The following is a 23,789-nucleotide window of genomic DNA, read 5'->3' as shown; positions in this document are numbered from 1 at the left end:
TTATTAAGGGGTGTATAAGTTGATAGCTATTATGATTAAAGTATTACTATTAACAGCATGAATGACCCATATTTATCAATATAAGAATGTATAAAGGCAGTTTTATGAAAACCGATACGATGACGCTATTGAGCGCATGTACCAAAGGCGGGGTCGCTACCGTTGTAAAAATCAACGCGACAGGCCCTTTGAAACAACGATTGATCTCTTTTGGGTTGATGAAAGGCGCTGAAGTCAAAATGCTCGAATGCGCACCGGCAAAAAGTACGTTTGAGATCAAGGTGGGAAATGTCGCTTTGGCTTTACGTAAAGAGGAAGCGGCACTGATCGAGGTATGTAATGTCCGATAAAAAAATCAAAGTCGCGCTTGTCGGGCAGCCGAACGTCGGAAAAAGCATGTTGATCAATTCGATCAGCAATGCCCGTTTGCATGTCGGGAATTTCACCGGAGTCACCGTCGATAAAACCGAAGTGATGTTTGAATACGACGGATTCGATTTTAATGTCGTCGATTTGCCGGGAACGTATGCGTTTACCGATTATTCGATCGAAGAGCGGGTCACCCATGAATTTTTGACCAACGAATCGTATGATTTGATTATCAATGTCCTTGATTCAACCAATATGGAGAAAAATCTTCAGCTTACTGCCGAATTGATGACGATGAGCAAAAAAATGGTGATTGCGCTGAATATGAGTGACGAAGCGGAAAAAGAGGGGATAGAGATCAATACCGCGTACCTTTCGCAATTGCTGGGTATTCCGTGCGTATCGGTTTCCGCTGCGGAGAAAAAAGGGCTTGAGCCTTTGATGAAAGCGGTTATAGACGTTCACTTGAGCCCGTTTCAGGAACAAAAACTGATTTTTAGCGAAGCGGTCGAAGAGGAGATCGTTCTCATTGCCGATTATCTCGACAAACATCGGTTTAAGGCGAGCATTACCAATCGAAATATTGCGATCAATTTGTTGCAGCAGGAAAAAAAGACCTATCGAACGTTGCATGACAACCCGATATGGACGGAATTACAGCCGATGTTGATCGAAGCGGATCGCCATATCTCGCTACACCATGACAGCGATGATATCAAAGAGATTTTTGCGGAAGAGTATCTTTCGTTTAACCGCGGTATCATTGCCGAAGCCGTCCGAATCAAATCGAAAGCGTCAGAACAGAAAACGACGACGGAAAAGATCGATTCGGTTCTGATCCATCCGATTTTCGGTATTCCGATTTTTCTCTTTTTCATGTGGGGATTGTTTCAGCTGACATTCGAGATCGGAAGTATTCCGATGGATTGGATTGATGCATTTTTCGGATGGCTCGGCGGAGCTGTCGGTGCCACAATCGCCAATGATGAAGTCCGTTCACTCATCGTTGACGGGGTGATCGCAGGAGTCGGTGCCGTAGTCTTGTTTATCCCTAATATTGTTATTCTCTTTGTTGGTATCGCTTTGCTCGAGGCGACGGGATATATGTCCCGCGTTGCGTTTTTGTTGGACGGATTTTTTCATAAGTTCGGTTTACACGGCCAGTCGTTTATCCCCCTCGTGACGGGTTTCGGATGTTCTATTCCGGCCTATATGTCGGCACGGATTCTAAAAAATGACCGTGATCGCCTGTTGACGCTGTTTGTCATCGGATTTATGAGCTGCGGGGCGCGTTTACCGGTCTATGTCCTCTTTACCGGAGCATTTTTCGGACCGGAAATGGCCGGAAACGTCCTTTTCGGTATTTATATCCTCGGGGCGATCATCGGTCTGATTGCGGCAAAAGCGCTTAAAATGACGGCCTTTAAAGGAATCGATGAACCGTTCGTTATGGAGATGCCGAAATATCGGCTCCCTTCGGTAAAATTGGTGTGGCATACCGTACTGACCAAAACGATGATGTATCTGAAAAAAGCGGGAACGTTTATCGCGGCGGCTTCGCTGCTCGTATGGTTTTTGAGCACTTATCCGAAAAGTGCGCTACTGGATCAAGAATATGCGCAGAAAATCGAGACGGCGGCAACGGAACAAGAAGCTAAAAAATATGAAAATGCTCTTGCCGAAGCGCAGCTATCCCAAAGTTTCTTGGGGCGTATCGGTCATGCGATCGAACCGGTATTCACACCGCTGGGATTTGACTGGAAAATGGCGGTTGCGCTTCAGACGGGATTGGCGGCAAAAGAGGTCGTCGTCTCGACCATCGGTGTATTGTATTCATTGGGAAGCGATGCAACCGAAGAGGATAACTCTTTGATCCGGGCGATAAATTCGCATATCCCTTTTGCTTCGGCCGTCGCGTTTATCGTCGTTATCATGACTTATTTACCGTGTCTTGCCGCATCGGTCGTCTTTACACGCGAAGCGGGGGGGATCAAATATTTCGGTTATTTGTTTCTGTTTACGACAATCGTCGCGTACTCATTGGCGTTTATCGCTTATCATGTGGCACTTTGGCTCAGTTAGGTAATGATTAACTGTTACTAAGCTACAATTGCGGTATGAGTAAAATATTAATGATTGAAGATGATCTCGAACTGGCCGAGATACTGACCGAATTTTTAGAACAGTACGACTTTGAGGTGACGACGGAAGACGATCCGTTTAAGGCATTGAGTATTCTTAAACTCGAAAAATTCGATGCGGTCATTTTAGATTTAACCTTGCCTGGGATGGACGGGTTGGAGGTATGCGAGGCGATCCGTGCCCGGCAAAACATTCCGATTATCATCTCTTCGGCACGTTCGGATGTGACGGATAAAATCAATGCTCTGGAGTTGGGGGCGGACGATTATCTTCCCAAACCGTACGATCCGAGGGAACTCGAAGCCCGCATCCATTCGGTATTGCGCCGTTACGATGCCGCATCGGCGCTTGCTTCCGAGAATGCATGCGATTTCAAACTGAATGAGTCAGCCATGCTGATCAGTTATAAAAACCGTCCGCTGGAGCTTACGAACGCGGAATACGGAATTTTGGCCCACATGATCAAAAAGCAGGGTATGGTCGTCTCCCGTGAAGATTTGATCCATAACGTCAGTGCGATCAACGAGGATTCGTCCAACAAAAGTATTGACGTGATGATGGGACGTATCCGCAATAAACTGGGGGATAAAACTCTGATTGAATCGATCCGCGGGATCGGCTACAAACTCTTAAAATAGTCCCGATGATAAAAAATAATGCCGTTCTCGCGACCGTCGTATTTGCGTTGCTGGTGACGGTATCGAGTGTCAGCTACACCTTCTATCAGCTGTATCAGACCAACCGCGCAAAACATATCGACAACATCTTCTCCAAACATGCCCTTATCAGCCAAATCTATCATACGTATCTTCTTAAACAGCTCTCTCAGCCGATGTTCGAAGCAAATCTGGCATTGTATGATCTGGATGAAATCAGCTCGAAAGAGCGGTATGAAAAGATCATACGTTTCGGGAAAATTCTAAAAACCGACGGAACGACGGATGACCCTGTCGTCAGCAATTATTCAGCATCTATGAATATCTCTTATGACACGCAAAGCGTCCATCCGATTATCACGTCGATGATCGAATATCGGGGAAAAATCTTTTTTTGGGTCGAGTCTTCCCGTCATACGGTATTGCTTGAGGATCACAGTATCGAAGCGTACAGCGGAGTGAATCTCTTGTCGGCATATGGGACGATCATGACGATTCTGATCGTCTCATTTGCATTGATTATTTACCGTTTGAGCCCGTTGCGAAGCCTTCGTCGACAAATCGCCCGTTTCGGAGAAGGGGAGATGAGTGTCAGTTTTAGAATGGAAGGGAGTGACGAGATTGCATTGATCGCGAACGAGTTGGAGAGTACACAGCATAAAATCCGCTCTTTGATCGAATCGCGGACCCTTTTTCTGCGTAACATCATGCATGAGCTCAAAACACCGATTGCCAAAGGACGGATAGCCAGTACAATGCTTGCTGACGAGAAACAGCAGGGGCGTTTTTTAGGGATATTTGAGCGTTTGGAATCGTTGATCGGAGAGTTTGCCCTTATCGAGGAGATCACATCCGGGAATCAGCATTTGGAGAAGAAGGAATACCGTCTAGTCGATATCATCGACGGTGCGATCGATTCAGCCATGGTTGAATACGAATCGGTCGTATGCAACATCGATACGGCGGAGAAGCTTAAAGTCGATTACCGTCTTTTTGTTACAGCGGTGAAGAATTTAATCGATAATGCGATTAAATACTCTCCGGATAAGCAGATGGAGATATCGCTCGAAGGAGCGGAGATCGTTTTCAGCAATACGGGACCGGCATTGAAAAAGCCCCTTTCGTATTACATCGAACCGTTTACGAAAGATCAGCCTACCAAAGACAGTTTCGGATTAGGGCTTTACATCGTGGATGCAATCTTGAAAGAACACGGTTATGTTCTCGCTTACGAAAGACGGGGAGAACGGAACTGTTTTATCTGTGTCCCTCTCAAACCGACGAAAAGGAACCATAAATGAAAGAGATCCTCATCAGTAATGACGATGGATATGAATCTCCGGGACTTCGCGCCCTGATCAGTGCCTTGGAAGGGCTTGGACGCATTACCGTCGTCGCCCCCTCAACCGAAAAGTCGGCATGCGGACACTCGCTGACGTTGACACGACCGCTAAGTTTTATCAGTGTCGAGGATGATTTTTACAAACTCGACGACGGAACACCGAGCGATTGTGTCTATCTGGCATTACACTCGCTTTTTGAAGAGCGCAAACCCGATCTCGTCATCAGCGGGATTAACAAAGGTTCCAATATGGGAGAGGACATTACCTATTCCGGAACGGCCGCTGCGGCAATGGAGGGGGTTTTACAGGGGGTTCCCTCGATCGCGATCTCGCAAGTGATGGATTTCACTCAGCCGATGGGGGATTTCGCATTGGCGAAAAAAGCGATCCGTCATCTGGTAGAGAAAATTTTTGACGGTGAGTTTCCGCTGAATGAGCGGGAATTTTTAAACGTCAATATTCCGTATGACGCGGATGAACTGAATTTTGCCGTAACGTATGCGGGATACCGTTATTATGCGAACGATGCCCATTTACACCGAAATCCGAGAGGATTGGAATATTACTGGCTGGGACTCCATCCTTTGGAGTATAAAGCGCGCGAACACGGACTCGGGCTCTGTGATTTCGAGGCGATCGAACAGGGATTTGTCTCGATCACGCCGATCAAGCTGGATTTGAGTGCGTATGAATCGATGGAAAAATTGCGGGAGTGGCTGTGAGAAATACCCGTACGCGGTTGGTTTTCGGGGAAGAGGCGTTCGGCAGACTCCAAAATGCCAAAATTCTCCTTCTCGGTGTCGGCGGAGTCGGAAGTTTCTGTCTCGATTGCCTCTATCGTTCGGGGGTGCGTGATATTACCATCATCGATTTTGACCGATACGATCTGACCAACCAAAACCGTCAAATGCATTCGGAAGAGCACGAAGGGGAATTGAAAGTCGAAGCGTTGCAAAAACATTATCCCGAAGTGACCGCAATCGCAGAGAAGATTACCCCTGAATGGGTCGAGGCGTTTGATTTCGAACCGTATGATTTGGTGCTTGACGCTATCGACGACATGCGCGCCAAACTTGCCCTTATCCAAAAATGCTATCCGAAACTGATTTCATCGGTCGGTTCGGCGAAACGGCTCGATCCCACTAAGATTGAAGTGCGCTCTATCTGGAAGACCGAAGGGGACCCGTTCGCTTCCAAAATCCGCAATGAATTGCGAAAGCGTAAATTCCGGGGCGATTTCAGCTGTATCTGCTCTTCCGAACTCCCCCGTATCAAAGAAAAAGGGAGTTTTGTGGGAGTAACCGGAGCCTTCGGTTTGGCGATGTGTTCTCTGGCATTGCGGAAGATCGCACTGCAATAGTTAATAGTCTACATAAAATTATAATTACTATAATTTTCACATATAATTAATCTACGCTTGGATACAATCCGCAAAATTTTGTAGGAAAGTTTCCGGTATGTTTTATTTTGCCCTTTTTATCGCATCTCTCTATTTTAAAATCGCCCGCGTTCAAAAAAAAGAGGAGAGACTCTCCTCGGCGGTTTTAGTGCAGTATTTTGTCGTCGGTGCCGCAATCGTCAGTTTGTTGGTATATGGCTTCATGTATGAAAAAAGCGTCGTGTTTTTGCCGTTGTTAGTTCTTTTTGCCGTTATGGCGTCTCTCATGATAACGGCGATTCAATTAGGAATATTTGTGAACGGCAAACCTCTGCTGGGATTAACCCGAATATACCGTTATTTGCCTGTTTTAGGTTTTTTAGTCGTTTTTATGATCTCTTATTTATGGTTCGGACAGATACGATAATGTCAAGTTTAAGCTGTCTCTCCAGCAATTAAAACCGATCTCCTCGGAGATAAAAATACTCTGAAACCCCGCTCTGTCCGCAAGTTTTAAAAAGATGTAAATATCTATGCCCGATTTGCCGTTTTCTTCGTTACAATTGCCCAAGAAATTTATGAAGGAAGCGCTACATGGGTTTATTCGGTAATGATAAAACGTTGGAAGAAAAAGTCTCCAAAATAGAGGCTGAAAACAGAGACCTTAAGTCGCAGATCGAAGCTTTAAATGCAGAACTCTACAAAGCGCGCCAAGAGATCGACGAGCATAAAGAGGACGCCGTATTATTGAAAATCAAAAACGATGTACTTGATACGGTGCTTCTTTCTTATAAAAGCGGTGTCGGATTCGTTCAGGGGATCATGCAGTCTAACGTCGAGGCATTGGAGCACGCGACGACGATGAACATCAGCTCGGCGGCGAGCATCGATGCGGTCAAATCGAAACGTGACAATGTAATTACCAGTGTCGATTCGATTTCAGAAGAGGCGACAAGTCTCGAAAACGGCGCAAACTCGTTAAACAACAGCGTCGGTTCGATCGGCGCTATCATCAGTTTGATCAAAGACATCAGCGATCAAACCAATCTTCTGGCATTAAATGCCGCCATCGAAGCGGCACGTGCCGGCGAACACGGCAGAGGATTCGCCGTCGTTGCCGATGAAGTACGAAAACTTGCCGAACGAACCCAAAAAGCGACGCAGGAAGTCGAGATTAATATTTCGCAACTGAAACAAAACTCGGTCGAAATTTTGGATATGACCCAAAAATTCCGGGAAAACGGAGAGAGTATTTCCAACACATTAAACCTCTTTTTCGATGAGTTGGACAATGTTATCCGAAATTCGGATGCGATCTCGAACATCACTGAAAACATCACGCGCGAGATCGGTATCGGAAACGGAAAAGCCGATCATATTCTTTTCAAATTGACCGGTTACAACTCCTTCATCAACGGCGGTATTCCGACACTGCAAACCGAAAACGAGTGCCGATTCGGGAAATGGTTCGGTGTCAATCAGGAAGTTATCAAAAAAGAGACGGCATTTTTGTCTTCGCTGCATAAACATCATGCCAATGTTCACCAAGGGGTCAAAGAAGCAATTGAGCTATGGGTGAACAAAAAAGACTATAAAGGTGCCTTGGAACGGATGAAAGATGTCGAGAAATCGAGCGAGACCGCGTTCGAAGAGCTTTACGAGGTCTTTAAGCGTTACCGAAAATAGATCCGGATTTCGCACAAGAGCGCGTTTTGTAATCTTGCTGTGACACAGGAGTTTTATACTCCTGACATGGAACCTTTACACCCCTTATATCACCATTTTCTCGAAATACTCGACATTGCTTTTCAACCGATTATTGACATCCATTCCGGAGCGATTTTCGGTGTCGAAGCATTGCTGCGCGGAACCGATACATTGGGCTTTGAAACGATCGAATCGTTTTTCGACCGTCTCTACGAAGAGAATATCCTTTATACGTTCGATCTGCGTTTGCGGGAAAAAGTTCTCGAAAAGTTTTGCATGATTGAGGAGTATAAGGAGCTGAAGCTTTTTTATAACGTGGATAACCGCGTTTTAGAGATGCTCGATTTTTCAAAAGGGAACACTTCGCGTTTGCTAAGACGTTACGGATTGGATTCCAAAGCGATCGTATTTGAACTTTCAGAGCACAATGAAATCGTCAATTTCGACCATTTTACCGATTTGATGCAACATTATTCGGAAGAAGGGTTTTGCATCGCTATCGACGATTTCGGAATAGGACAATCCGGCTACAAACTGCTCTATCACTGTGTTCCCAATATCATTAAAATCGACCGTTTCTTTTTAGCCTCGATTGATACCCATCCGAAAAAAAAGCTCCTTGCCCGTAACATGGTTCAGCTGGCAACGTTGATGGGATGCCGTGTCATCGCCGAAGGGGTAGAGACAGAGCAGGAACTGTTGGTGTGCAAAGAGATCGGCTGTCATATGGTTCAGGGATATTTTATCCAACGCCCGACATTGGATTGTACGCAAATTCAGAGCAAATATACGCAGGTGATGAGTGATTCCGTATTGGATAAACGTTCAAAAAGCGATCAAAATATCATATTGAAACGGTTAGAACCGCTTCGTCCCATTGTCATCGGGGAAAGTATGGAATCGCTGCTGGATCTGCTCAAACAAGATGAGAAGATTTTTTTGGTTCCGGTTGTCGATGCTTCGTATCGGCCGCTGGGAATTATTCATGAACATCGGCTAAAGTCGGTGGTTTATTCACCGTTTGGGCGGTCGTTGATTCAAAACCAATCCTCCAACTTTTCGGTATTGGATACTTACATCGAGTCGATTCCGATCGTCGATTTAACCATGCGTCTGGAAACGATTATCGAACTCTTCTCTCTATCGCATACCGCGCCCGGCGTTATTGTCGTCGAATCTTCCCGTTATATCGGCTATCTCAGTGCGCGCGAAATGATCGAAGTGATCCATGAACGTAATCTGATCCGTGCACGGGATGAAAATCCGCTGACCCGATTGCCGGGAAATTTCAGAATCAATGAATACATCGCCCATACGATCGAACATAACACCGATTCGGTAGTGGCTTATTTTGATTTTGACCATTTCAAGCCCTACAACGATTATTACGGATTCCGCAACGGGGATAGAGTTATTTTGCTGTTTACCGATTTGATGCATAAAAAACTCTCTCCTGAATATTTTAAAGGGCATATCGGAGGCGATGATTTTTTCTTAGGGGTAAATCTAAACGAAAGCTGTACTTTCGAGAGAGTGTGTCGTGAGATTGAAAAGCTGATCGCCGCATTTGAGTACGAGGTTCGCGATTTTTATGAGCCCAAAGACCGTGAACGCGGATGTATCGTAGCCGAAGACCGTGAAGGCAATCAGCGTGAATTTAAACTTCTCGGGGTCAGTTCGGTGGTGATTCGGATGGGGGCTGATTCGTCGATCCGATCGGCAGAGCAATTGCAGCGGACTTTCGCAATCGAGAAGAAAACGGCTAAAAAGTCTCCGAACCATTTGAGTATCATCGGAAATTGAGCCGATACCTTTGGTATAATGTCTCATTATTATTTCTCCGGAGAGAACAGTGGAACAAAAAGAACCGATGACCAAATACGGCTTTCAGCGATTGTCTGATGAGCTAAATACCTTAAAAAACGTCGATTTGCCTGCCGTAAATGCAGAGATCGAACGCGCCAAAGAATACGGCGATCTCAAAGAAAACTCCGAATACCATGCCGCACGCGAAAAGCAGGCGTTTATCGGTACTCGTATCGCGGAGCTCGGAGATATCATTTCACGTGCGCAGATTGTCGACCCGAGTGAACTTGAACATGCCCGTGTCAGTTTCGGTTCTACGGTCGTATTGTGCGATTTGGATACGGATGATGAGGTGACTTACACTATCGTCGGAGGATGCGAGAGCAATCCGGATCGCGGATTGATTTCGTTTAACTCTCCACTGGCCAAACAGCTGCTCGGACGGGAAGAGGGGGATGATTTTAAAGCACGTCTTCCCGGCGGCGAAAAATCGTTCGAAGTGTTGTCGGTGAAATATCAGGAGATCGTTTTTGAAAGCCATTAATGTCGGAATCATCGGAATCAGCGGATATACGGGTCTTGAACTCGTCAAAATGGTGATTGAACATCCTATTTTCCAGCTGACGTATTGTGCGAACACGGAAGGGGCTACTACCTTAGGCGAATTGCATCCCGCATTGGCAGGAGTATGCGATCTGGCGGTTGAAAAGGTGGATTTGGATCGTGCGGCATCGTTATGTACGTTGGTCTTTTTGGCTCTTCCGCATAAAGCGGCGATGAATACGGCCAAAGGGTTGCTGGAACGTAACGTGCGGGTTGTCGATCTCTCTGCCGATTATCGGTTGAATCAAACCAATTATGAAGCATTCTATTGCGAACACGAAGATATAGAAAATTTGGCACATGCGGTCTATTCGATTCCCGAACTTCACGGTAAAGTAGCCGAAGGAGCGCGTCTCATTGCAAATCCGGGATGTCACGTTACGGCATCGCTGATGGCTTTGGCACCGTTTTTGGATAAAATCGATCTAAACGCTCCGATTTTCATCGATTCGAAAACCGGGGTATCGGGAGCGGGTAAATCGCCTTCGGCTACGGTTCATTATGTCAGCGTCAACGACAATATCAACTGTTATAACATCATTAAGCATCGACATGCCACTGAGATCGAGCAGCATGCATCGTCGTTTTGCGGCGGCGACGTGAAAGTGACTTTTATCCCCTCCCTCGTACCGATGACGCGGGGGATGCTCGCATGCGTCTATGCGACACTGAAATCCGAATGCGATCCGCTTTTAGAGATGGAAAGCTTTTATACGTCTAAGCCGTTTGTCCGGGTTCGTAAAGCTCCGCCGCATACGAAAATGACGTCCGGGACCAATTTTGCCGATGTTTATGCCGCCCGTCACGGCAATGCTTTGGTTGCGATGTGTGCAATCGATAATCTGATGCGCGGAGCGAGCTCGCAGGCGATGGTCAATGCCAATATCATGATGGGGTTGGATGAAACATTGGGCATACCGAAAATAGCGTATGTCCCGTAACTCTTCTCTGCTTCCGGGCGCGATACTGATTACAGACGCCCACTGCGCTCCGTGGCGCACCTCTTTCATCGACTTTTTACAGGCGCTAGAGCGAGGAGAGGTTCAAACGCCTCAGCTTATTTTGATGGGGGACGTCTTCGATATGCTTTATGGCCCTATCCGTCGTACTTACGGCTACAACACGGAAGGGATCGAGCTCTTAAATCGTCTTGCCAAACGGTTAGAAATTATCTATCTCGAGGGGAATCACGACTTTCTTCTTGGAGATATTTTCCCCGACATTCATATAATCCGCAGAGAAGATCAGCCTTTGATATTGACGTATGGTGATAAAAAAGTCTCGCTTTCACATGGAGATACGGTTATGGGATGGGGGTATGAACTCTATACGGCTTTGATCCGAAGTCCTTTCGTGTTAGGGATACTTCGCAGAATCGATGACCTCGGAGATGGGTTCATTGTCCGATGGCTGGAAAAAGAGATGAAAAGAAAACACCATTGCCGGACGATCGAAGGATTCGAAGACATGACTCGAAGCCGTTTTAATACGATGAAACGCGACGGAATCGATATCTATATTGAAGGGCATTTCCATCAGAATCGCGAATTTGAGATAGAAGGAAACGACTATATCAATGTCGGTGCTTTTGCTTGCAATGAAAGATACTTTAGTGTACAATCAATCCCAAATCAGCCATTATTGCGTGAAGCAGTTTTTCGTAAGGAGCCCCTATGAAGGGACATGGAGACATATTAAAAGTCGGCACGAACGAGATGGAATTGGTCGATTTTCGTATATTTAAACGTGAAGGCGATGCGATATACGAGGGGATTTACGGGGTCAATGTCGCTAAAGTGCGCGAAATCATCCGTTTTCCGAAATTGACCGAGCTTCCGGGCGTTCCTCCGTTTATCGAGGGAATCTTCGATTTGCGCGGCGTTGTCATTCCCGTTGTCAATTTGGCCAAATGGATGGGAGTGGATGCCCCCGAAGAGATGGCGAGAGAAGCACGGGTGATTATTACCGAGTTTAACAATATTCTGATCGGGTTTGTCGTTCATGAAGCCAAACGTATCCGCCGCATCAACTGGAAAGATATCGAGCCTGCCTCTTTTGTCTCGGCACAGGGGGGAATGGACGGTTCGAAAATCACCGGTGTTACGCGAATCGAAGACGACACGGTATTATTGATTCTCGATTTGGAAGGGGTCGTTCAGGAATTGGGGCTCTTTCAACCTTCCAGCGGTAAACTGGAAGAGGGAAAATACCAATTCAGCGGTTTAGTCCTCCTTTTAGATGACAGCGCGACGGCGCGACGCATTATTAAAGAAGCGCTGGAACAGATGGGCTTTGACGTTATCGAAGGGACCGACGGGGAGCAGGGACTTAAAATTCTCGAAGATCTGTACCAAAAATACGGCAGTGATCTTCCCTCCAGACTTCGACTTATCGCTTCAGATATCGAAATGCCGCTGATGGACGGATTTCATTTTGCCGCAAATGTCAAAGATGACGATCGCTTTAGAATGATACCGATCGTTTTTAACTCGTCTATCAGTGACCATTTCAGTGAAATCCGCGGAAAAGAAGCGGGTGGAGAGGCCTATTTGGTCAAATTCGATTCAAATTTATTTTACGATGAAGTAGCACGTGTCGTACGTGCTCATATTCAATAGGGGTAGCGGAATGGATGAATTTCAAGAGATATTACAAGATTTCCTGGTTGAATCGTTTGAACTGATCGAGCAGCTTGACCAAGATCTTGTCGAGCTGGAATCACGGCCCGACGACTTGGATTTGCTCAACCGTATTTTCCGGGTAGCCCATACGATCAAAGGCGCAAGTTCATTTTTGAACTTTGACGTTTTGACTCATTTGACTCACCATATGGAAAATTTGCTTAATATGGCACGCCACGGGGATTTGGTTATTGACGCGAACGTCATGGACGTTATCCTCGAATCGATCGACTTAATGAAAGCATTGCTGGTGCGAATACGCGACAGCGGTGAAGATGGCGGACTGGATGTCGCAGGTTGTGTTGCCCGTTTGGATGCCGTTGCGAACGGCAAACCGATGGAAAATGCCGCCCCTGTCGCAGAACCGGCACCGCAACCCGAACCGGTGGCTCCGGTCACATCATCTGTCGAAGAGGATGAACCGGATTACTCAGGGATGAGCGATGCCGAGGTGGAAGCGGAGATTGAACGTCTTTTAGCCAAACGTCAGGCTGAAGATGCGGCTAAACGTGCCAATGCAAAACCTCAGACTTCCTCAGCATCTGAGGAAGATGAGCCGAACTATGAGGGGATGAGCGATGCCGAGGTGGAAGCGGAGATCGAACGCCTTTTAGCCAAACGCCAGGCTGAAGATGCCGCAAAACGGGCAAATAAATCGTCTGCGGAGGAGACTCCTGCGCCGGCGGCTCCTGCAGCGGCGGTCGTGCCGGTTACGCCGACACCTGCTCCGCAAGCAGAAGCGGCCCCTCAGCCAAAACCGGCAGCCGCTCCGGTAGCGCGTCGCAGCGAAGCGAAAGAAGAGGGAGACGGAGCCCGCGGTGCGGCCGCAGTCGAGCAGACGATCCGCGTCGATGTCAAACGCCTCGATCACCTTATGAACCTTATCGGGGAATTGGTACTCGGGAAAAACCGTCTGATCAAAATCAACGACGATGTCGAAGAGCGCTACGAAGGGGAAGCTTTCCTCGAAGAGCTTAACCAAGTCGTATCGATCGTCTCTTTGGTCACCACTGATTTGCAAATCGCGGTTATGAAAACCCGTATGCTTCCGATCGGAAAAGTATTTAACAAATTCCCGCGTATGATCCGTGACCTTTCACGGGAGTTGAACAAAAAAATCGAGTTGGAAATTACGGGGGAAGATACCGAGTTGGATAAATCGATCGTCGAAGAGATCGGGGATCCGTTGGTACACATTATCCGTAACTCATGTGACCACGGTGTCGAAACGCCGGAAGTGCGTTTGGCGTCCGGAAAAGAAGAGACCGGAACGGTTCAGCTCAAAGCATACCATGAAGGTAACCATATTGTCATTCAGATTATCGATGACGGTAAGGGACTCGATGCCGATATGCTTAAACGCAAATCGGTTGAAAAAGGGATTATTACCGAGAAAGAAGCCGATTCGATGACCGAGAAAGAGGCATTCGGCCTTATTTTCCGTCCGGGCTTCTCTACCGCGGCACAGGTCACCAGCGTTTCGGGACGCGGTGTCGGAATGGATGTTGTTAAAACCAATATCGAAAAACTAAACGGAATGATCGATATCGATTCGGAAGTGGGACAAGGGACTTCGATGAAGCTCAAAATTCCGCTTACCCTTGCGATTATCCAAGCGTTGCTTGTCGGAGTACAGGAAGAATATTATGCTATTCCGCTTGCTTCGGTACTGGAAACAGTCCGTATAAGCAAGGACGAAATTTATACGGTTGAGAGCCGATCAGTTATGCGTTTGCGTGATGAAGTCCTCTCTCTCGTCCACATCGGCGATATTTTCGAGGTTGAACGCGTATTCGACAACAGCGAACATGCGTATGTCGTCGTACTCGGGCTTGCTGAGAGTAAAATCGGGCTTATCGTCGATTCGTTGGTCGGTCAAGAAGAGATCGTTATCAAATCGCTCGGCGAATATCTCAAAGGGATCGACGGAATCGCCGGTGCAACAATCCGCGGCGATGGAGGTGTTACGTTGATCGTTGACGTTGCAGCCCTAATGCAGATGGCAAAATCGGTTAAATCGACGGTAGGACAAGAGAGTGCAGACGGAAAAGGGCGCGGCGGTGCCAAAACGTCACCGAGCGACTATTGTGTCATGATCGTCGACGACTCTAAAACCGACCGCACGATTATGCGTAAATCGCTTGAACCGATGGGGATAACTCTGGTAGAGGCGACGGACGGAGTCGAGGCATTGAATATCCTCAAACAAGGCGATCACCTTTTCGACGGCATGTTGATCGATATCGAGATGCCGCGTATGGACGGTTATACCCTTGCGGCTGAGATCAAAAAATACAACAAATACAAAAATCTTCCGCTGATTGCCGTCACGTCACGTACCGGTAAAGCCGACCGTATGCGCGGTGTCGAGTCGGGAATGATCGAATATATCACCAAACCATACTCTCCGGAGTATTTGATGAATGTTGTCAAACGTAACATCAAGTTTAATGAGGGGCTATAACAATGAGTGAAAAACTTCAACAAATTATCAACAAACAGCATAAAACCCTCTCAGGAGAAGATACGAAAATCGACGAAGTGATTCAACTCGTCGGTTTCATCGTGGGGGACGAAGAGTTTTCGGTACCCATTTTGAGCATTCAAGAGATCATTAAACCGATCTCATGGACCCGCGTACCACAGACCCCGAATTACATTTTGGGTGTTTTCAACCTGCGCGGTTCGGTTATCCCGTTGATCGATTTGCGTTCACGCTTCGGCCTTGAGATGATCAAACACACCGAAGAGACCCGTTTTATCGTCATGAAAAACGGCGATGATGTCGCAGGATTTGTGATCGATCGTCTTACCGAAGCGATACGTCTTCCGAAAAAAGACGTCGGTCCGGCACCCGATACGATTTCCGAAGAAGAGAGTATGATCGACGGTGTCGGCAAACAAGCCGATCGGATTATTACAATCTTAAAAGTTGGAAAACTGCTCGAACGAAATTTTTAATTAAATAGCATTTATGGCACAATAACGCCATGAATGAAACACACTTTTTACATCGCCGCACCCGACTCCTCGACATAATGGACGAAGGAGTGGCGATCATCACCTCCGCACCTCCGCAAACCCGTTCTAACGATACCGAATATTCATACCGCCAAAACAGCGATTTTTATTATTTAAGCGGCTTTAATGAAGACAATTCTGTTCTGGTCTTGATCAAAACACCCGAATCGACGAAAACAATCCTCTTTGTCGAAGCGTACAATGCCGAACATGCTCTATGGAACGGTGCCCGTTTGGGGGTAGAAGGGGCACGGGAGCGCTTTAGCGTCGATGAAGTGCATGCGACTGTCGAATACGCGGAGCGGATCAAAGAAATTTTGCGAGAGCATATCAGTCTCTATATCGATTTATACAGTGATTCCGAGCGATTGGTCGAAGCTAAAAACGCTGCACAGTCGCTCCACAGTACGCGGGGTATCAAACGGCACATCCGCTCGATCCGCGATGTGACGTATATGATCCGCACGCTGCGTCTCATTAAATCCGAAGATGAGATAGAGACGATCCGTCATGCGATCTCGATCACTGCGGAAGCACATCATGCCGCGATGCGTGAAAGCCGTGCAGGGATGAGGGAGTATCAGCTTCAGGCACATATGAGCTATGTTTTTTTAAACAGCGGTGCGATGAATGAAGCCTACGGTGCAATTGTAGCCGGCGGTAATAACGCTAATACACTCCATTACGTCGATAACCGTGACGAGCTTCATGAGGGTGATTTAGTCCTGATCGATGCAGCATGTGAGTGGGAACTTTATGCAAGCGATATTACCCGCACGTTTCCGGTAAACGGAAAATTCAGCGCTGCGCAACGTGAAGTATATGAAAAAGTTTTAGATGTCCAGCTGCGTGTGATCGATGCGATCAAACCCGGTGTCAAACGCGACTGGCTTCAAAAATACAGTGAAGAGCTTTTATGCGATGCACTGATCGACTTGGGGATATTGAACGGTAAACGTGAGGCGCTGATGGAAGCCAAAGAACATAAAAAATACGCTCCACACGGAATAGGCCACTGGATGGGACTGGATGTCCATGATCCGTGTCCGTATGTCGATGAATCGGGAGAATCGTTGGTATTCGTCCCGGGGATGGTAATGACGATCGAGCCGGGGCTTTATTTTCGCGCTGATGATGAGTCTGTTCCTGAGAAATATCGGGGAATCGGTATCCGCATAGAAGATAATATCCTCGTCACAGAAAACGGATATGAGAATTTATCGGCGATGATTGCCAAGAGTGTGGAGGAGATAGAGGGGATGTACCGAAATTAATTGTGTAAATTTATAGTAAAAAATTTATATCATTTTCAAAAAAGTCGATAGCTTTTTTTTCGGTAACTTTAGCACCATTAAAAATATAATTTTTAAGCTCATTGATAAATATTCTATTAGATTTTTTATCATAATCTTTTAATGATCGTGGAAAGTTTAAATCAATTCTTTTTAATATCGTAAAATAGTCCGACTCTAAAGTATAATAGTCTTTATCAAATAAACCCGTTTCTATATATTCTGAGTATTTTTCTTCAGCTTCATTCTTATTAATAAAACTAAACCCATATGAAGTATTGTCACAATGTAAAAAATATTTTACATAACAGCCATCTTTTGGTTTAATATTTCGGGCTCTTTGATAAACAAAATCAGCTTCTTCTCCATAAGTTCTTTTTAAATAACCATTTTTAAGTTTATATTGATAAAAAAACCAATCAGGATCAATAAATAAAATTTGTGGAAGTGTCTTATTTTGGACTTTATTATTTTTACCAAAATTGATTTTACTCCATATCATTCTTTACTCCATTATTTTTTAATTGATATTAGATAACCTCATACCCCTCTTCAATCACCCCTCTAAATTCCTCCGAAATACTATTCCAGTCGAGTATATCGATCCGTATAGGCAGGGTTGATTCTTGCAACGCTTCTTTGAGACGGCTCATCGTTCGTCGATCAATTGGTGAGCCACATTTGAGAGCGATATCGATGTCCGAGTAGGGTTTTGCCGTTCCATTTACTCGTGAGCCGAAAACGCGTATTTCACACTCTGGGATATACTCGGAGATAATCTTTTTGAGTAGGGTGAGGTTTTCGGTTGAGAGATCAATCATTGCGTGATTGGATGGCATCGAAGAGTGTTTTGACTTCGATTAAAAAAGGTTTGGCATCGGCGAAAACTTCGCTGGCGGTCGCTTGGTCATAGGTATGAGAGGTTTCGTTTCGAGAGGAGTGAAATCTCATCCACAGTTCGACATCGGTGATAAGGCGATTTTCAGCGGCGACACGAAAGAGCTCTCGTCGCGTAACACCATCGACATATGCACTGCCTATATGTGTTTCAATCCACCGTTTCATCATTTTCCATGATTGCTCATAGCACACTTCGAAATTTTGGATCACCCCTGCGCGGATACTTTCGCGTATATCATTGGAAAGGTTTAACTCTTTAGCATCTTCATCGGCTTGGAGAGAACGCTCCAGTGCTTCGATTGCTTTTAAAAAATTGGTGAGGACGAGTGCCATCGGTTTCCTTGAAAATCTGCTAGAATGATTTTAAGGTGAAGCCACTTAATTATAGCTATAACTCCACCCGCTAAGGCCGTCTTTGGCCTCTTTGAATCCGCTCGAATCGCCTAAAAAATCGATGATGTGCATGGGAACCCACGGAATCGTATTGGCTTCGGCAGGATCGATGAGATGGCGGGGCATCGGTGTCTCTTGTGATGTCAGGGCAAAGGCGACCCGTTCGACGTTGCTGAGCAGATGGCTGGTTGCGTTGATCGCATGTTCTTTACAAAATTTCTCCAGAATAAGCGGTTTGATCTCTTCGGGAATCGGATCGGATGTATTTAAAAAGATCGTAAAATGGAGCGGATGTTCCGGCGGTGCCATCAAGGATGGCGCTGCCATGATGATAAATTCCACTCCCTCGAGCAGTTTTTGAATTTCACTTTGGGATAAGTAACTGTGTACTTTGAGCGGTTGCATTTCCTGCATTAGATGTTTCCTTCGAGAATTCTAGTGAGTAGGGATGTCATCCCGATATGGAGATTATAGTTGGTAATCGGAAAATCGATCCATTCGTCGATCAGATTGACGCTGTATCCGCTGAGATAGGTTCCCAGTATTTCCAGATCGATCGGCTGATAGGTATTGCAACGTTCGGATACGAGTTTGGTGCGGACCAGTTTACCCTCTTTATTGCTGGCAGTGAGTATAAAAGCAAGCGTTTTTAGGCTGAGGAGATCACACCAGCGTAAAAACAGTTTAGGGGTTAATACTTCGTGGGAATTTCCCTCGGGATCAAACAATAGGTTTTGTTCTCGCAGAGGAAGGAGAATACTCAAAATAGCTTCGCAAAGCGGCAGACTTTTCTGACGCCAGAACGGTGCTTCGTCACTTCGCTCCAAAGTGGAAGATATCGCTCCTAAAATAGCTTCGGAATTCTCCTGCTTTAGTAGTGTCTCCATGCTGTGCAATTGCATACTACCTCTTTGTTTTTGGGTGTAACTGTAACCTTTTTTGTATAATACACGTATTAACAAAAGGAGATGTTTAGATGGATAAAGGATGGGTAACCAATGCAATCGCTGTCGGATTGGTAGGGGCATCGTATGCAGTGGAAGGAATGGGTTCTTCAGCGCTTCGCAGTGCGGGATTGTTTGCCCTCTCCGGAGCGGTGACAAACCAGCTGGCAATTCATATGCTGTTTGAGAAAGTACCGTTTCTTTACGGTTCGGGAATTATTCTCGATCGGTTTGAATCGATTCGAGAAGCACTGAAAAGTCTCATCATGGAGCAGTTTTTTACTCCTGAAAAAATCGAAAGTTTTATCCAATCCCAGGAGAAAAAGATCGATTTGACTCCGATTATCGAAGAAACCGATTTTACCCCTGCGTATGACGCACTCTTAAAAAGCGTCATGGAGTCTCCGATGGGGGGGATGATCGGTATGTTCGGCGGCGAAGCGCTGATTGCCAAACTTAAAGAGCCGTTTTTGGAAAAAATAAAAGCCTCTACGATTGAGATTTCGCAAAGCGAATCTTTCATGAATGCGCTCAATACCCACTTGCATGAGGGAAGCGGGGCAATGACGGACAACATCGATTCAATCGTTACGGCACGTTTGGCAGAACTGACTCCGGTGATGGTAAAAGAGATGATACATACCCTGATCGAAGAACATTTGGGATGGCTTGTCGTATGGGGAGGGATCTTCGGCGGAGCGATAGGGCTCATCTCTTCATTGCTCCTATGAGAGATTTAACTTAAAAGACTTGACATTAATAGACTCAAAGTATTATAATTCTTGTAACTCAATTTAGGAGAATTTTTATGTCAGCTAATATTTTTGAAAAACTTACCCACCAAATGACCGAGATGATCGAATCGTCGATCTCTTTGGCCCTCCATAATAAAAACAGCGAAGTAGAACCGATCCATTTTCTGTGGGCGTTGTTGGCCAACAGCAATTCGCCTCTAAATCAGATGCTTAATAAGATGAGCATCGATAAAACCGCGATCGAACTCGATGTCAAAAGTGTGGCGGGAAAACTGCCGAGCGCATCACATGTGAGTAAAGAGAATATCCGCCTCTCCAGAGCGTTTGCCCAATCCCTGGAAAACGGTTCAGGCGAAATGGTCAAAAACGGAGATTCATTTTTAGCGATCGATACTTATATTATCGCCAATCTTCAAAACGACCCGTACAAAGCGATTTTAGGCAAATATGTCGATTTACGGGAATTGGCCAAAACATTCGAAGCATCCCGTGCGGGGCAAAAAATCGAATCGCAAACGGCGGATGAGAATCTTGAATCGCTCTCCAAATACGGAATCGACTTGACCAAAGAGGCGATCGAGGGGAAACTCTCTCCGGTCATCGGACGGGATGAAGAGATCGGACGGATGATGCAGATCCTGATCCGTAAAACCAAAAACAATCCGATCCTCCTCGGAGAACCCGGTGTCGGTAAAACGGCATTGGTCGAAGGGTTGGCTCAACGGATCGTCAACAAAGAAGTTCCGCTCAGTCTCCAAAATAAAAAAGTGATTGCATTGGATATGAGTGCATTGATCGCCGGAGCCAAATACCGCGGTGAATTCGAAGACCGTCTTAAAGCGGTTATCGACGAAGTGAAAAAAAGCGCGAATATCATCCTCTTTATCGATGAAATTCACACCATTGTCGGTGCGGGTGTTTCGGAAGGTTCTATGGATGCTGCGAATATTCTCAAACCGGCACTGGCACGCGGAGAGCTCCATACGATCGGGGCGACGACGCTTAAAGAGTATCGCAAATATTTCGAAAAAGATGCGGCGTTGCAGCGCCGTTTCCAACCGGTCAATGTGGATGAACCGAGTGTCAACCAGTCGCTTCAAATCCTTCGCGGATTAAAAGAGCGTCTCGAAGCGCACCATAACGTCACGATCACCGATTCGGCGCTGGTGGCGGCGGCGAAACTCTCCGATCGTTACATCAACGACCGTTTTCTGCCGGACAAAGCGATCGATTTGATCGATGAAGCGGCAGCCGAACTGAAAATGCAGATCGAATCGGAACCGAATGCTCTTGCGAGCGTGAAGCGTAAATTAACACAGCTCCAAGTGGAAAAAGAAGCGCTCAAAATGGAAGAGAGTACCGCCAACACCAAACGTCTCGAAGAGATCGAACGCGAACTTGCCGATGCGGGAGAAGAGAAAAGAAGCCTCGAATCGCAGTTTGCCCATGAAAAAGAGGTTTTTGAACGGGTCGCTAAAATCAAAGGGGAGATCGAAGCCAAACGGCGTGAAGCGGAATCGGCAAAACAAGCGGCCGATTTCAACAAAGCGGCAGAGATCGAATACGGCCAAATTCCGAAACTCTTTGAAGAGGAAAAAGCGCTTCAAGAAAAATGGAAAGAGATGCTTCAATCGGGAACATTGTTGAAAAACAGCGTCGATGAAGCTTCTATCGCCGGGATCGTCAGCCGATGGACGAAGATTCCGGTGAACAAAATGCTCCAAAGCGAAAAAGAGAAAATCCTCCATATCGAAGAGGAACTCAACCGCGAAGTCGTCGGACAGGAACGTGCAACCCATGCCGTAGCGCGGGCGATCAAACGTAATAAAGCGGGTCTATCGGATAAAAGCCGTCCGATCGGATCGTTCCTCTTCCTCGGTCCTACCGGGGTCGGAAAAACGCAGACGGCAAAAACGCTGGCGAAATTCCTCTTCGACAGCAGTGAGTCGATGATCCGTATCGATATGTCCGAGTACATGGAGAAACATGCGGTGTCACGTCTCGTGGGGGCACCTCCGGGGTATGTCGGATTTGATGAAGGGGGACAGCTTACCGAAGCGGTACGACGCAAACCCTATAGCGTTATTTTGTTCGATGAGGTCGAAAAAGCGCATCCCGATGTTTTCAACGTACTCCTTCAGGTACTCGATGACGGGCGTCTGACCGATAATAAAGGGGTCGTGGTCGATTTCACCAATACCATTATCATTTTGACCTCTAACATCGCTAGCGACAAGATTATGGCGTATCAGGGAGATGCGGGATTGGAAGATATGGTACTCGATGAGCTGAAACGCCATTTCAAACCGGAATTTCTGAACCGTCTGGACGATGTCGTCGTCTTTAATCCGTTGGGCGAAGCACAAATCCTCAGTATCGTCGATCTGTTCTTTGCCGATATCGCAGCCAAAGTGGAAGAGAGAGATATTACCCTTACCCTCACCGATGCAGCGAAACGCTACATCGCAAGTGCGGGATTTGACCCGGTATACGGTGCGCGTCCATTAAAACGGGCATTGTACGAGATCGTCGAAGACCGTCTGGCCGATTTGATTCTCGGCGGCGAGGTTGAAGAGGGCTCATCGGTCACCTTTGATGCTTCAGGAGACGAGATTAACGTAACTGTGGCATAATCCGAGTTATGAAACGTTTACTCTTTTTTGTATGTGTATGGACTTTGCCGATGTGGGGGTGTACGGGAGACTGTATGACTTGCCATCCGGCATTGCTCAAAAATATCGATGCCGATAAACGGCATAAACCGATGACCACCTGTATCAAATGCCATGCGGCGAATCCTGAAAAAATGGCCGATTGCGGAAGCGACTGTTTTGCCTGTCATCCTGTTGCGAAGATCGAAGGGGTACGGGTTGCGGAACATGCGGTAATACGTGAATGCCGTGATTGCCATATGAAACTGAAACCCTCTCTCTCTATCGATTCGTTGCCGCAGGGCCAGTCGGTACAGCCAATCCTGAGAGATTTTTTACGCCCTTAGGCGTAAAGAGGTTCGAATGTTTTGTCAAATCCGTCGATGATTTTTTGGAGTAGTTTTTGCGCTTCATCGATCATTTTTTGACTGCTTTCGGTCGTTTTTAGAGCCTTGTCAAATACATCGGTTATCCCTTTTTTGGCGGCATTTTTGACCGGATCGTCACTGTTTTTCAGGTTTCCGATCAGTTTAGTGACGTCGGATGCGACTTTATTGATCGGTGAGGTCTGGTTCTGATCCGCCAACTCTTTCATGAAATTATCGATATACGGCTGTGCCGTTTTCATAAAATTATCGATCTCTTTTTGGTCTTGTTCGGAAATGCCGTTACTGTCTATATCAAACGAAAACGCTTGCATCGACGAATAGGAGAAAGATTGTTCCTGTGAACTATCGGATGATTGTTGATTATACGAGAGCGCTTGTTTATTTTGAAAATTGAGGGAAAGGGTATCGCCGCTGCTCGTTTGCATCTGTATGCTCAGTTCATGCGAACGATAGGCATTGAGTGAAGTGGCAGATGTCATTATGGTACCTTCCGTAGTATGAGATGGTAGTAATATCGGACAATCGGGAAATAAGTTTAGGAAGCTTTTGTGAAGCTTAACCCTTCTTTAAGTAAGATTTGTCTATTATTGCGTGCTAAAAATTTCTAAAGGGAATGGCTATGAAAAGAACATACCAACCGCATAATACGCCACGTAAACGTACTCATGGTTTTCGTGCACGTATGGCGACAAAAAACGGCCGCCGAGTATTGAACGCTCGTCGTGCTAAGGGTAGAAAACGATTGGCTGTCTAAATAGC

Annotated in this window: 26 protein-coding genes; 20 read left to right on the top strand and 6 right to left on the bottom strand. The window is 46.2% G+C overall.

Features of this window, described 5'->3' with window-relative positions; translation table 11 throughout:
- Window positions 1-104: 104 nt before the first annotated feature.
- The 16 genes from Q0389_RS03790 (at window position 105) to Q0389_RS03715 (ending at window position 16,980) form a co-directional block, all read left to right on the top strand.
- The gene (locus Q0389_RS03790) at window positions 105-350 is read left to right on the top strand and encodes a FeoA family protein (RefSeq protein ID WP_298691781.1); all 246 of its coding nucleotides are present in this window, start codon (window positions 105-107) and stop codon (window positions 348-350) included.
- On the top strand, window positions 340-2,451 hold the full coding sequence (gene feoB / locus Q0389_RS03785; RefSeq protein ID WP_298691779.1) for a ferrous iron transport protein B: 2,112 nt from the start codon (window positions 340-342) through the stop codon (window positions 2,449-2,451). The genes Q0389_RS03790 and feoB overlap by 11 nt, the downstream gene beginning before the upstream one ends.
- A 35-nt stretch (window positions 2,452-2,486) precedes the next feature.
- Window positions 2,487-3,149, top strand: coding sequence for a response regulator transcription factor (locus Q0389_RS03780; RefSeq protein ID WP_298691776.1), 663 nt, complete (start codon window positions 2,487-2,489; stop codon window positions 3,147-3,149).
- A gap of 5 nt (window positions 3,150-3,154) precedes the next feature.
- Window positions 3,155-4,468 (top strand): ArsS family sensor histidine kinase, encoded by a 1,314-nt coding sequence (locus Q0389_RS03775; protein ID WP_298691774.1) that lies wholly within the window; start codon window positions 3,155-3,157, stop codon window positions 4,466-4,468.
- Complete coding sequence (surE, locus tag Q0389_RS03770) at window positions 4,465-5,232, top strand: 5'/3'-nucleotidase SurE (protein ID WP_298691772.1); 768 nt, start codon at window positions 4,465-4,467, stop codon at window positions 5,230-5,232. The genes Q0389_RS03775 and surE overlap by 4 nt, the downstream gene beginning before the upstream one ends.
- Window positions 5,229-5,870 carry a tRNA threonylcarbamoyladenosine dehydratase gene (locus tag Q0389_RS03765; protein ID WP_298691770.1) on the top strand — a complete coding sequence of 214 codons (642 nt, stop codon included), beginning with the start codon at window positions 5,229-5,231 and terminating at the stop codon, window positions 5,868-5,870. The genes surE and Q0389_RS03765 overlap by 4 nt, the downstream gene beginning before the upstream one ends.
- A 97-nt stretch (window positions 5,871-5,967) precedes the next feature.
- Window positions 5,968-6,315, top strand: coding sequence for a hypothetical protein (locus tag Q0389_RS03760; protein ID WP_298691768.1), 348 nt, complete (start codon window positions 5,968-5,970; stop codon window positions 6,313-6,315).
- A 167-nt stretch (window positions 6,316-6,482) separates the two neighbouring features.
- Window positions 6,483-7,574, top strand: coding sequence for a methyl-accepting chemotaxis protein (locus Q0389_RS03755; RefSeq protein WP_298691766.1), 1,092 nt, complete (start codon window positions 6,483-6,485; stop codon window positions 7,572-7,574).
- 66 nt (window positions 7,575-7,640) lie between these two features.
- Complete coding sequence (locus Q0389_RS03750) at window positions 7,641-9,398, top strand: GGDEF domain-containing protein (RefSeq protein WP_298691764.1); 1,758 nt, start codon at window positions 7,641-7,643, stop codon at window positions 9,396-9,398.
- Between the two features lie 49 nt (window positions 9,399-9,447).
- Window positions 9,448-9,945 carry a transcription elongation factor GreA gene (greA, locus tag Q0389_RS03745; protein ID WP_298691762.1) on the top strand — a complete coding sequence of 166 codons (498 nt, stop codon included), beginning with the start codon at window positions 9,448-9,450 and terminating at the stop codon, window positions 9,943-9,945.
- The gene (argC, locus tag Q0389_RS03740) at window positions 9,932-10,945 is read left to right on the top strand and encodes an N-acetyl-gamma-glutamyl-phosphate reductase (RefSeq protein ID WP_298691760.1); all 1,014 of its coding nucleotides are present in this window, start codon (window positions 9,932-9,934) and stop codon (window positions 10,943-10,945) included. The genes greA and argC overlap by 14 nt, the downstream gene beginning before the upstream one ends.
- The gene (locus Q0389_RS03735) at window positions 10,935-11,681 is read left to right on the top strand and encodes a metallophosphoesterase (protein ID WP_298691758.1); all 747 of its coding nucleotides are present in this window, start codon (window positions 10,935-10,937) and stop codon (window positions 11,679-11,681) included. The genes argC and Q0389_RS03735 overlap by 11 nt, the downstream gene beginning before the upstream one ends.
- The gene (locus Q0389_RS03730; protein ID WP_298691756.1) at window positions 11,678-12,622 is read left to right on the top strand and encodes a chemotaxis protein; all 945 of its coding nucleotides are present in this window, start codon (window positions 11,678-11,680) and stop codon (window positions 12,620-12,622) included. The genes Q0389_RS03735 and Q0389_RS03730 overlap by 4 nt, the downstream gene beginning before the upstream one ends.
- Before the next feature lie 10 nt (window positions 12,623-12,632).
- On the top strand, window positions 12,633-15,149 hold the full coding sequence (locus Q0389_RS03725; RefSeq protein ID WP_298691754.1) for a chemotaxis protein CheW: 2,517 nt from the start codon (window positions 12,633-12,635) through the stop codon (window positions 15,147-15,149).
- Between the two features lie 2 nt (window positions 15,150-15,151).
- Window positions 15,152-15,646, top strand: a complete 495-nt coding sequence (locus tag Q0389_RS03720) for a chemotaxis protein CheW (protein WP_298691752.1) — start codon at window positions 15,152-15,154, stop codon at window positions 15,644-15,646.
- Window positions 15,647-15,675: 29 nt separating this feature from the next.
- Complete coding sequence (locus tag Q0389_RS03715; RefSeq protein ID WP_298691750.1) at window positions 15,676-16,980, top strand: aminopeptidase P N-terminal domain-containing protein; 1,305 nt, start codon at window positions 15,676-15,678, stop codon at window positions 16,978-16,980.
- 10 nt (window positions 16,981-16,990) lie between these two features.
- Here the strand turns inward: Q0389_RS03715 and Q0389_RS03710 are convergent, their stop codons facing one another.
- The 5 genes from Q0389_RS03710 to Q0389_RS03690 are packed head-to-tail and all read right to left on the bottom strand — an operon-like array spanning window position 16,991 to window position 19,193.
- Window positions 16,991-17,500: a hypothetical protein gene (locus Q0389_RS03710; RefSeq protein WP_298691748.1), complete on the bottom strand. Its 510-nt coding sequence runs from the start codon at window positions 17,498-17,500 to the stop codon at window positions 16,991-16,993.
- Window positions 17,501-17,528: 28 nt separating this feature from the next.
- On the bottom strand, window positions 17,529-17,819 hold the full coding sequence (locus tag Q0389_RS03705) for a nucleotidyltransferase family protein (RefSeq protein WP_298691746.1): 291 nt from the start codon (window positions 17,817-17,819) through the stop codon (window positions 17,529-17,531).
- Window positions 17,812-18,231 (bottom strand): nucleotidyltransferase substrate binding protein, encoded by a 420-nt coding sequence (locus Q0389_RS03700; RefSeq protein ID WP_298691744.1) that lies wholly within the window; start codon window positions 18,229-18,231, stop codon window positions 17,812-17,814. The genes Q0389_RS03705 and Q0389_RS03700 overlap by 8 nt, the downstream gene beginning before the upstream one ends.
- 45 nt (window positions 18,232-18,276) lie before the next feature.
- Window positions 18,277-18,705 (bottom strand): hypothetical protein, encoded by a 429-nt coding sequence (locus Q0389_RS03695; protein WP_298691742.1) that lies wholly within the window; start codon window positions 18,703-18,705, stop codon window positions 18,277-18,279.
- Window positions 18,705-19,193 carry a hypothetical protein gene (locus tag Q0389_RS03690; protein WP_298691740.1) on the bottom strand — a complete coding sequence of 163 codons (489 nt, stop codon included), beginning with the start codon at window positions 19,191-19,193 and terminating at the stop codon, window positions 18,705-18,707. The genes Q0389_RS03695 and Q0389_RS03690 overlap by 1 nt, the downstream gene beginning before the upstream one ends.
- A 74-nt stretch (window positions 19,194-19,267) precedes the next feature.
- Between Q0389_RS03690 and Q0389_RS03685 the strand changes: the two genes are divergently transcribed.
- The 3 genes from Q0389_RS03685 to Q0389_RS03675 all read left to right on the top strand — a co-directional run bounded on the left by Q0389_RS03685 (window position 19,268) and on the right by Q0389_RS03675 (window position 22,988).
- On the top strand, window positions 19,268-19,966 hold the full coding sequence (locus Q0389_RS03685) for a DUF445 domain-containing protein (protein ID WP_298691738.1): 699 nt from the start codon (window positions 19,268-19,270) through the stop codon (window positions 19,964-19,966).
- A gap of 77 nt (window positions 19,967-20,043) precedes the next feature.
- Window positions 20,044-22,623 carry an AAA family ATPase gene (locus tag Q0389_RS03680; protein WP_298691736.1) on the top strand — a complete coding sequence of 860 codons (2,580 nt, stop codon included), beginning with the start codon at window positions 20,044-20,046 and terminating at the stop codon, window positions 22,621-22,623.
- 8 nt (window positions 22,624-22,631) lie between these two features.
- Entirely contained in the window at window positions 22,632-22,988 is a 357-nt protein-coding gene (locus tag Q0389_RS03675) for a hypothetical protein (protein WP_298691734.1), read from the top strand.
- Here the strand turns inward: Q0389_RS03675 and Q0389_RS03670 are convergent.
- Window positions 22,985-23,509, bottom strand: coding sequence for a hypothetical protein (locus tag Q0389_RS03670; RefSeq protein ID WP_298691732.1), 525 nt, complete (start codon window positions 23,507-23,509; stop codon window positions 22,985-22,987). The two genes, Q0389_RS03675 and Q0389_RS03670, sit on opposite strands and share 4 nt — an antisense overlap.
- A 140-nt stretch (window positions 23,510-23,649) precedes the next feature.
- Between Q0389_RS03670 and rpmH the strand changes: the two genes are divergently transcribed.
- Entirely contained in the window at window positions 23,650-23,784 is a 135-nt protein-coding gene (gene rpmH, locus Q0389_RS03665) for a 50S ribosomal protein L34 (protein ID WP_013459438.1), read from the top strand.
- Window positions 23,785-23,789: the final 5 nt, after the last annotated feature.

Source organism: uncultured Sulfuricurvum sp. (assembly GCF_937936435.1).
Classification (GTDB): Bacteria; Campylobacterota; Campylobacteria; order Campylobacterales; family Sulfurimonadaceae; genus Sulfuricurvum.
The sequence above is the reverse complement of the archived record's forward strand: the minus strand, read 5'-3'. Positions and strand labels throughout refer to the sequence as shown.

Bases quoted from the DNA above. Each gene is read 5' to 3' on its own strand.
- Q0389_RS03705 (WP_298691746.1), bottom strand. From the start codon at position 17,819: ATGATTGATCTCTCAACCGAAAACCTCACCCTACTCAAAAAGATTATC.
- Q0389_RS03725 (WP_298691754.1), top strand. From the start codon at position 12,633: ATGGATGAATTTCAAGAGATATTACAAGATTTCCTGGTTGAATCGTTT.
- Q0389_RS03670 (WP_298691732.1), bottom strand. From the start codon at position 23,509: ATGACATCTGCCACTTCACTCAATGCCTATCGTTCGCATGAACTGAGC.
- Q0389_RS03720 (WP_298691752.1), top strand. From the start codon at position 15,152: ATGAGTGAAAAACTTCAACAAATTATCAACAAACAGCATAAAACCCTC.
- Q0389_RS03790 (WP_298691781.1), top strand. From the start codon at position 105: ATGAAAACCGATACGATGACGCTATTGAGCGCATGTACCAAAGGCGGG.
- Q0389_RS03775 (WP_298691774.1), top strand. From the start codon at position 3,155: ATGATAAAAAATAATGCCGTTCTCGCGACCGTCGTATTTGCGTTGCTG.
- Q0389_RS03755 (WP_298691766.1), top strand. From the start codon at position 6,483: ATGGGTTTATTCGGTAATGATAAAACGTTGGAAGAAAAAGTCTCCAAA.
- feoB (WP_298691779.1), top strand. From the start codon at position 340: ATGTCCGATAAAAAAATCAAAGTCGCGCTTGTCGGGCAGCCGAACGTC.
- Q0389_RS03750 (WP_298691764.1), top strand. From the start codon at position 7,641: ATGGAACCTTTACACCCCTTATATCACCATTTTCTCGAAATACTCGAC.
- Q0389_RS03710 (WP_298691748.1), bottom strand. From the start codon at position 17,500: ATGATATGGAGTAAAATCAATTTTGGTAAAAATAATAAAGTCCAAAAT.
- Q0389_RS03680 (WP_298691736.1), top strand. From the start codon at position 20,044: ATGTCAGCTAATATTTTTGAAAAACTTACCCACCAAATGACCGAGATG.
- rpmH (WP_013459438.1), top strand. From the start codon at position 23,650: ATGAAAAGAACATACCAACCGCATAATACGCCACGTAAACGTACTCAT.
- surE (WP_298691772.1), top strand. From the start codon at position 4,465: ATGAAAGAGATCCTCATCAGTAATGACGATGGATATGAATCTCCGGGA.
- Q0389_RS03780 (WP_298691776.1), top strand. From the start codon at position 2,487: ATGAGTAAAATATTAATGATTGAAGATGATCTCGAACTGGCCGAGATA.
- Q0389_RS03690 (WP_298691740.1), bottom strand. From the start codon at position 19,193: ATGCAATTGCACAGCATGGAGACACTACTAAAGCAGGAGAATTCCGAA.
- Q0389_RS03675 (WP_298691734.1), top strand. From the start codon at position 22,632: ATGAAACGTTTACTCTTTTTTGTATGTGTATGGACTTTGCCGATGTGG.
- Q0389_RS03715 (WP_298691750.1), top strand. From the start codon at position 15,676: ATGAATGAAACACACTTTTTACATCGCCGCACCCGACTCCTCGACATA.
- Q0389_RS03700 (WP_298691744.1), bottom strand. From the start codon at position 18,231: ATGGCACTCGTCCTCACCAATTTTTTAAAAGCAATCGAAGCACTGGAG.
- Q0389_RS03695 (WP_298691742.1), bottom strand. From the start codon at position 18,705: ATGCAGGAAATGCAACCGCTCAAAGTACACAGTTACTTATCCCAAAGT.
- Q0389_RS03685 (WP_298691738.1), top strand. From the start codon at position 19,268: ATGGATAAAGGATGGGTAACCAATGCAATCGCTGTCGGATTGGTAGGG.
- Q0389_RS03760 (WP_298691768.1), top strand. From the start codon at position 5,968: ATGTTTTATTTTGCCCTTTTTATCGCATCTCTCTATTTTAAAATCGCC.
- Q0389_RS03730 (WP_298691756.1), top strand. From the start codon at position 11,678: ATGAAGGGACATGGAGACATATTAAAAGTCGGCACGAACGAGATGGAA.
- Q0389_RS03735 (WP_298691758.1), top strand. From the start codon at position 10,935: ATGTCCCGTAACTCTTCTCTGCTTCCGGGCGCGATACTGATTACAGAC.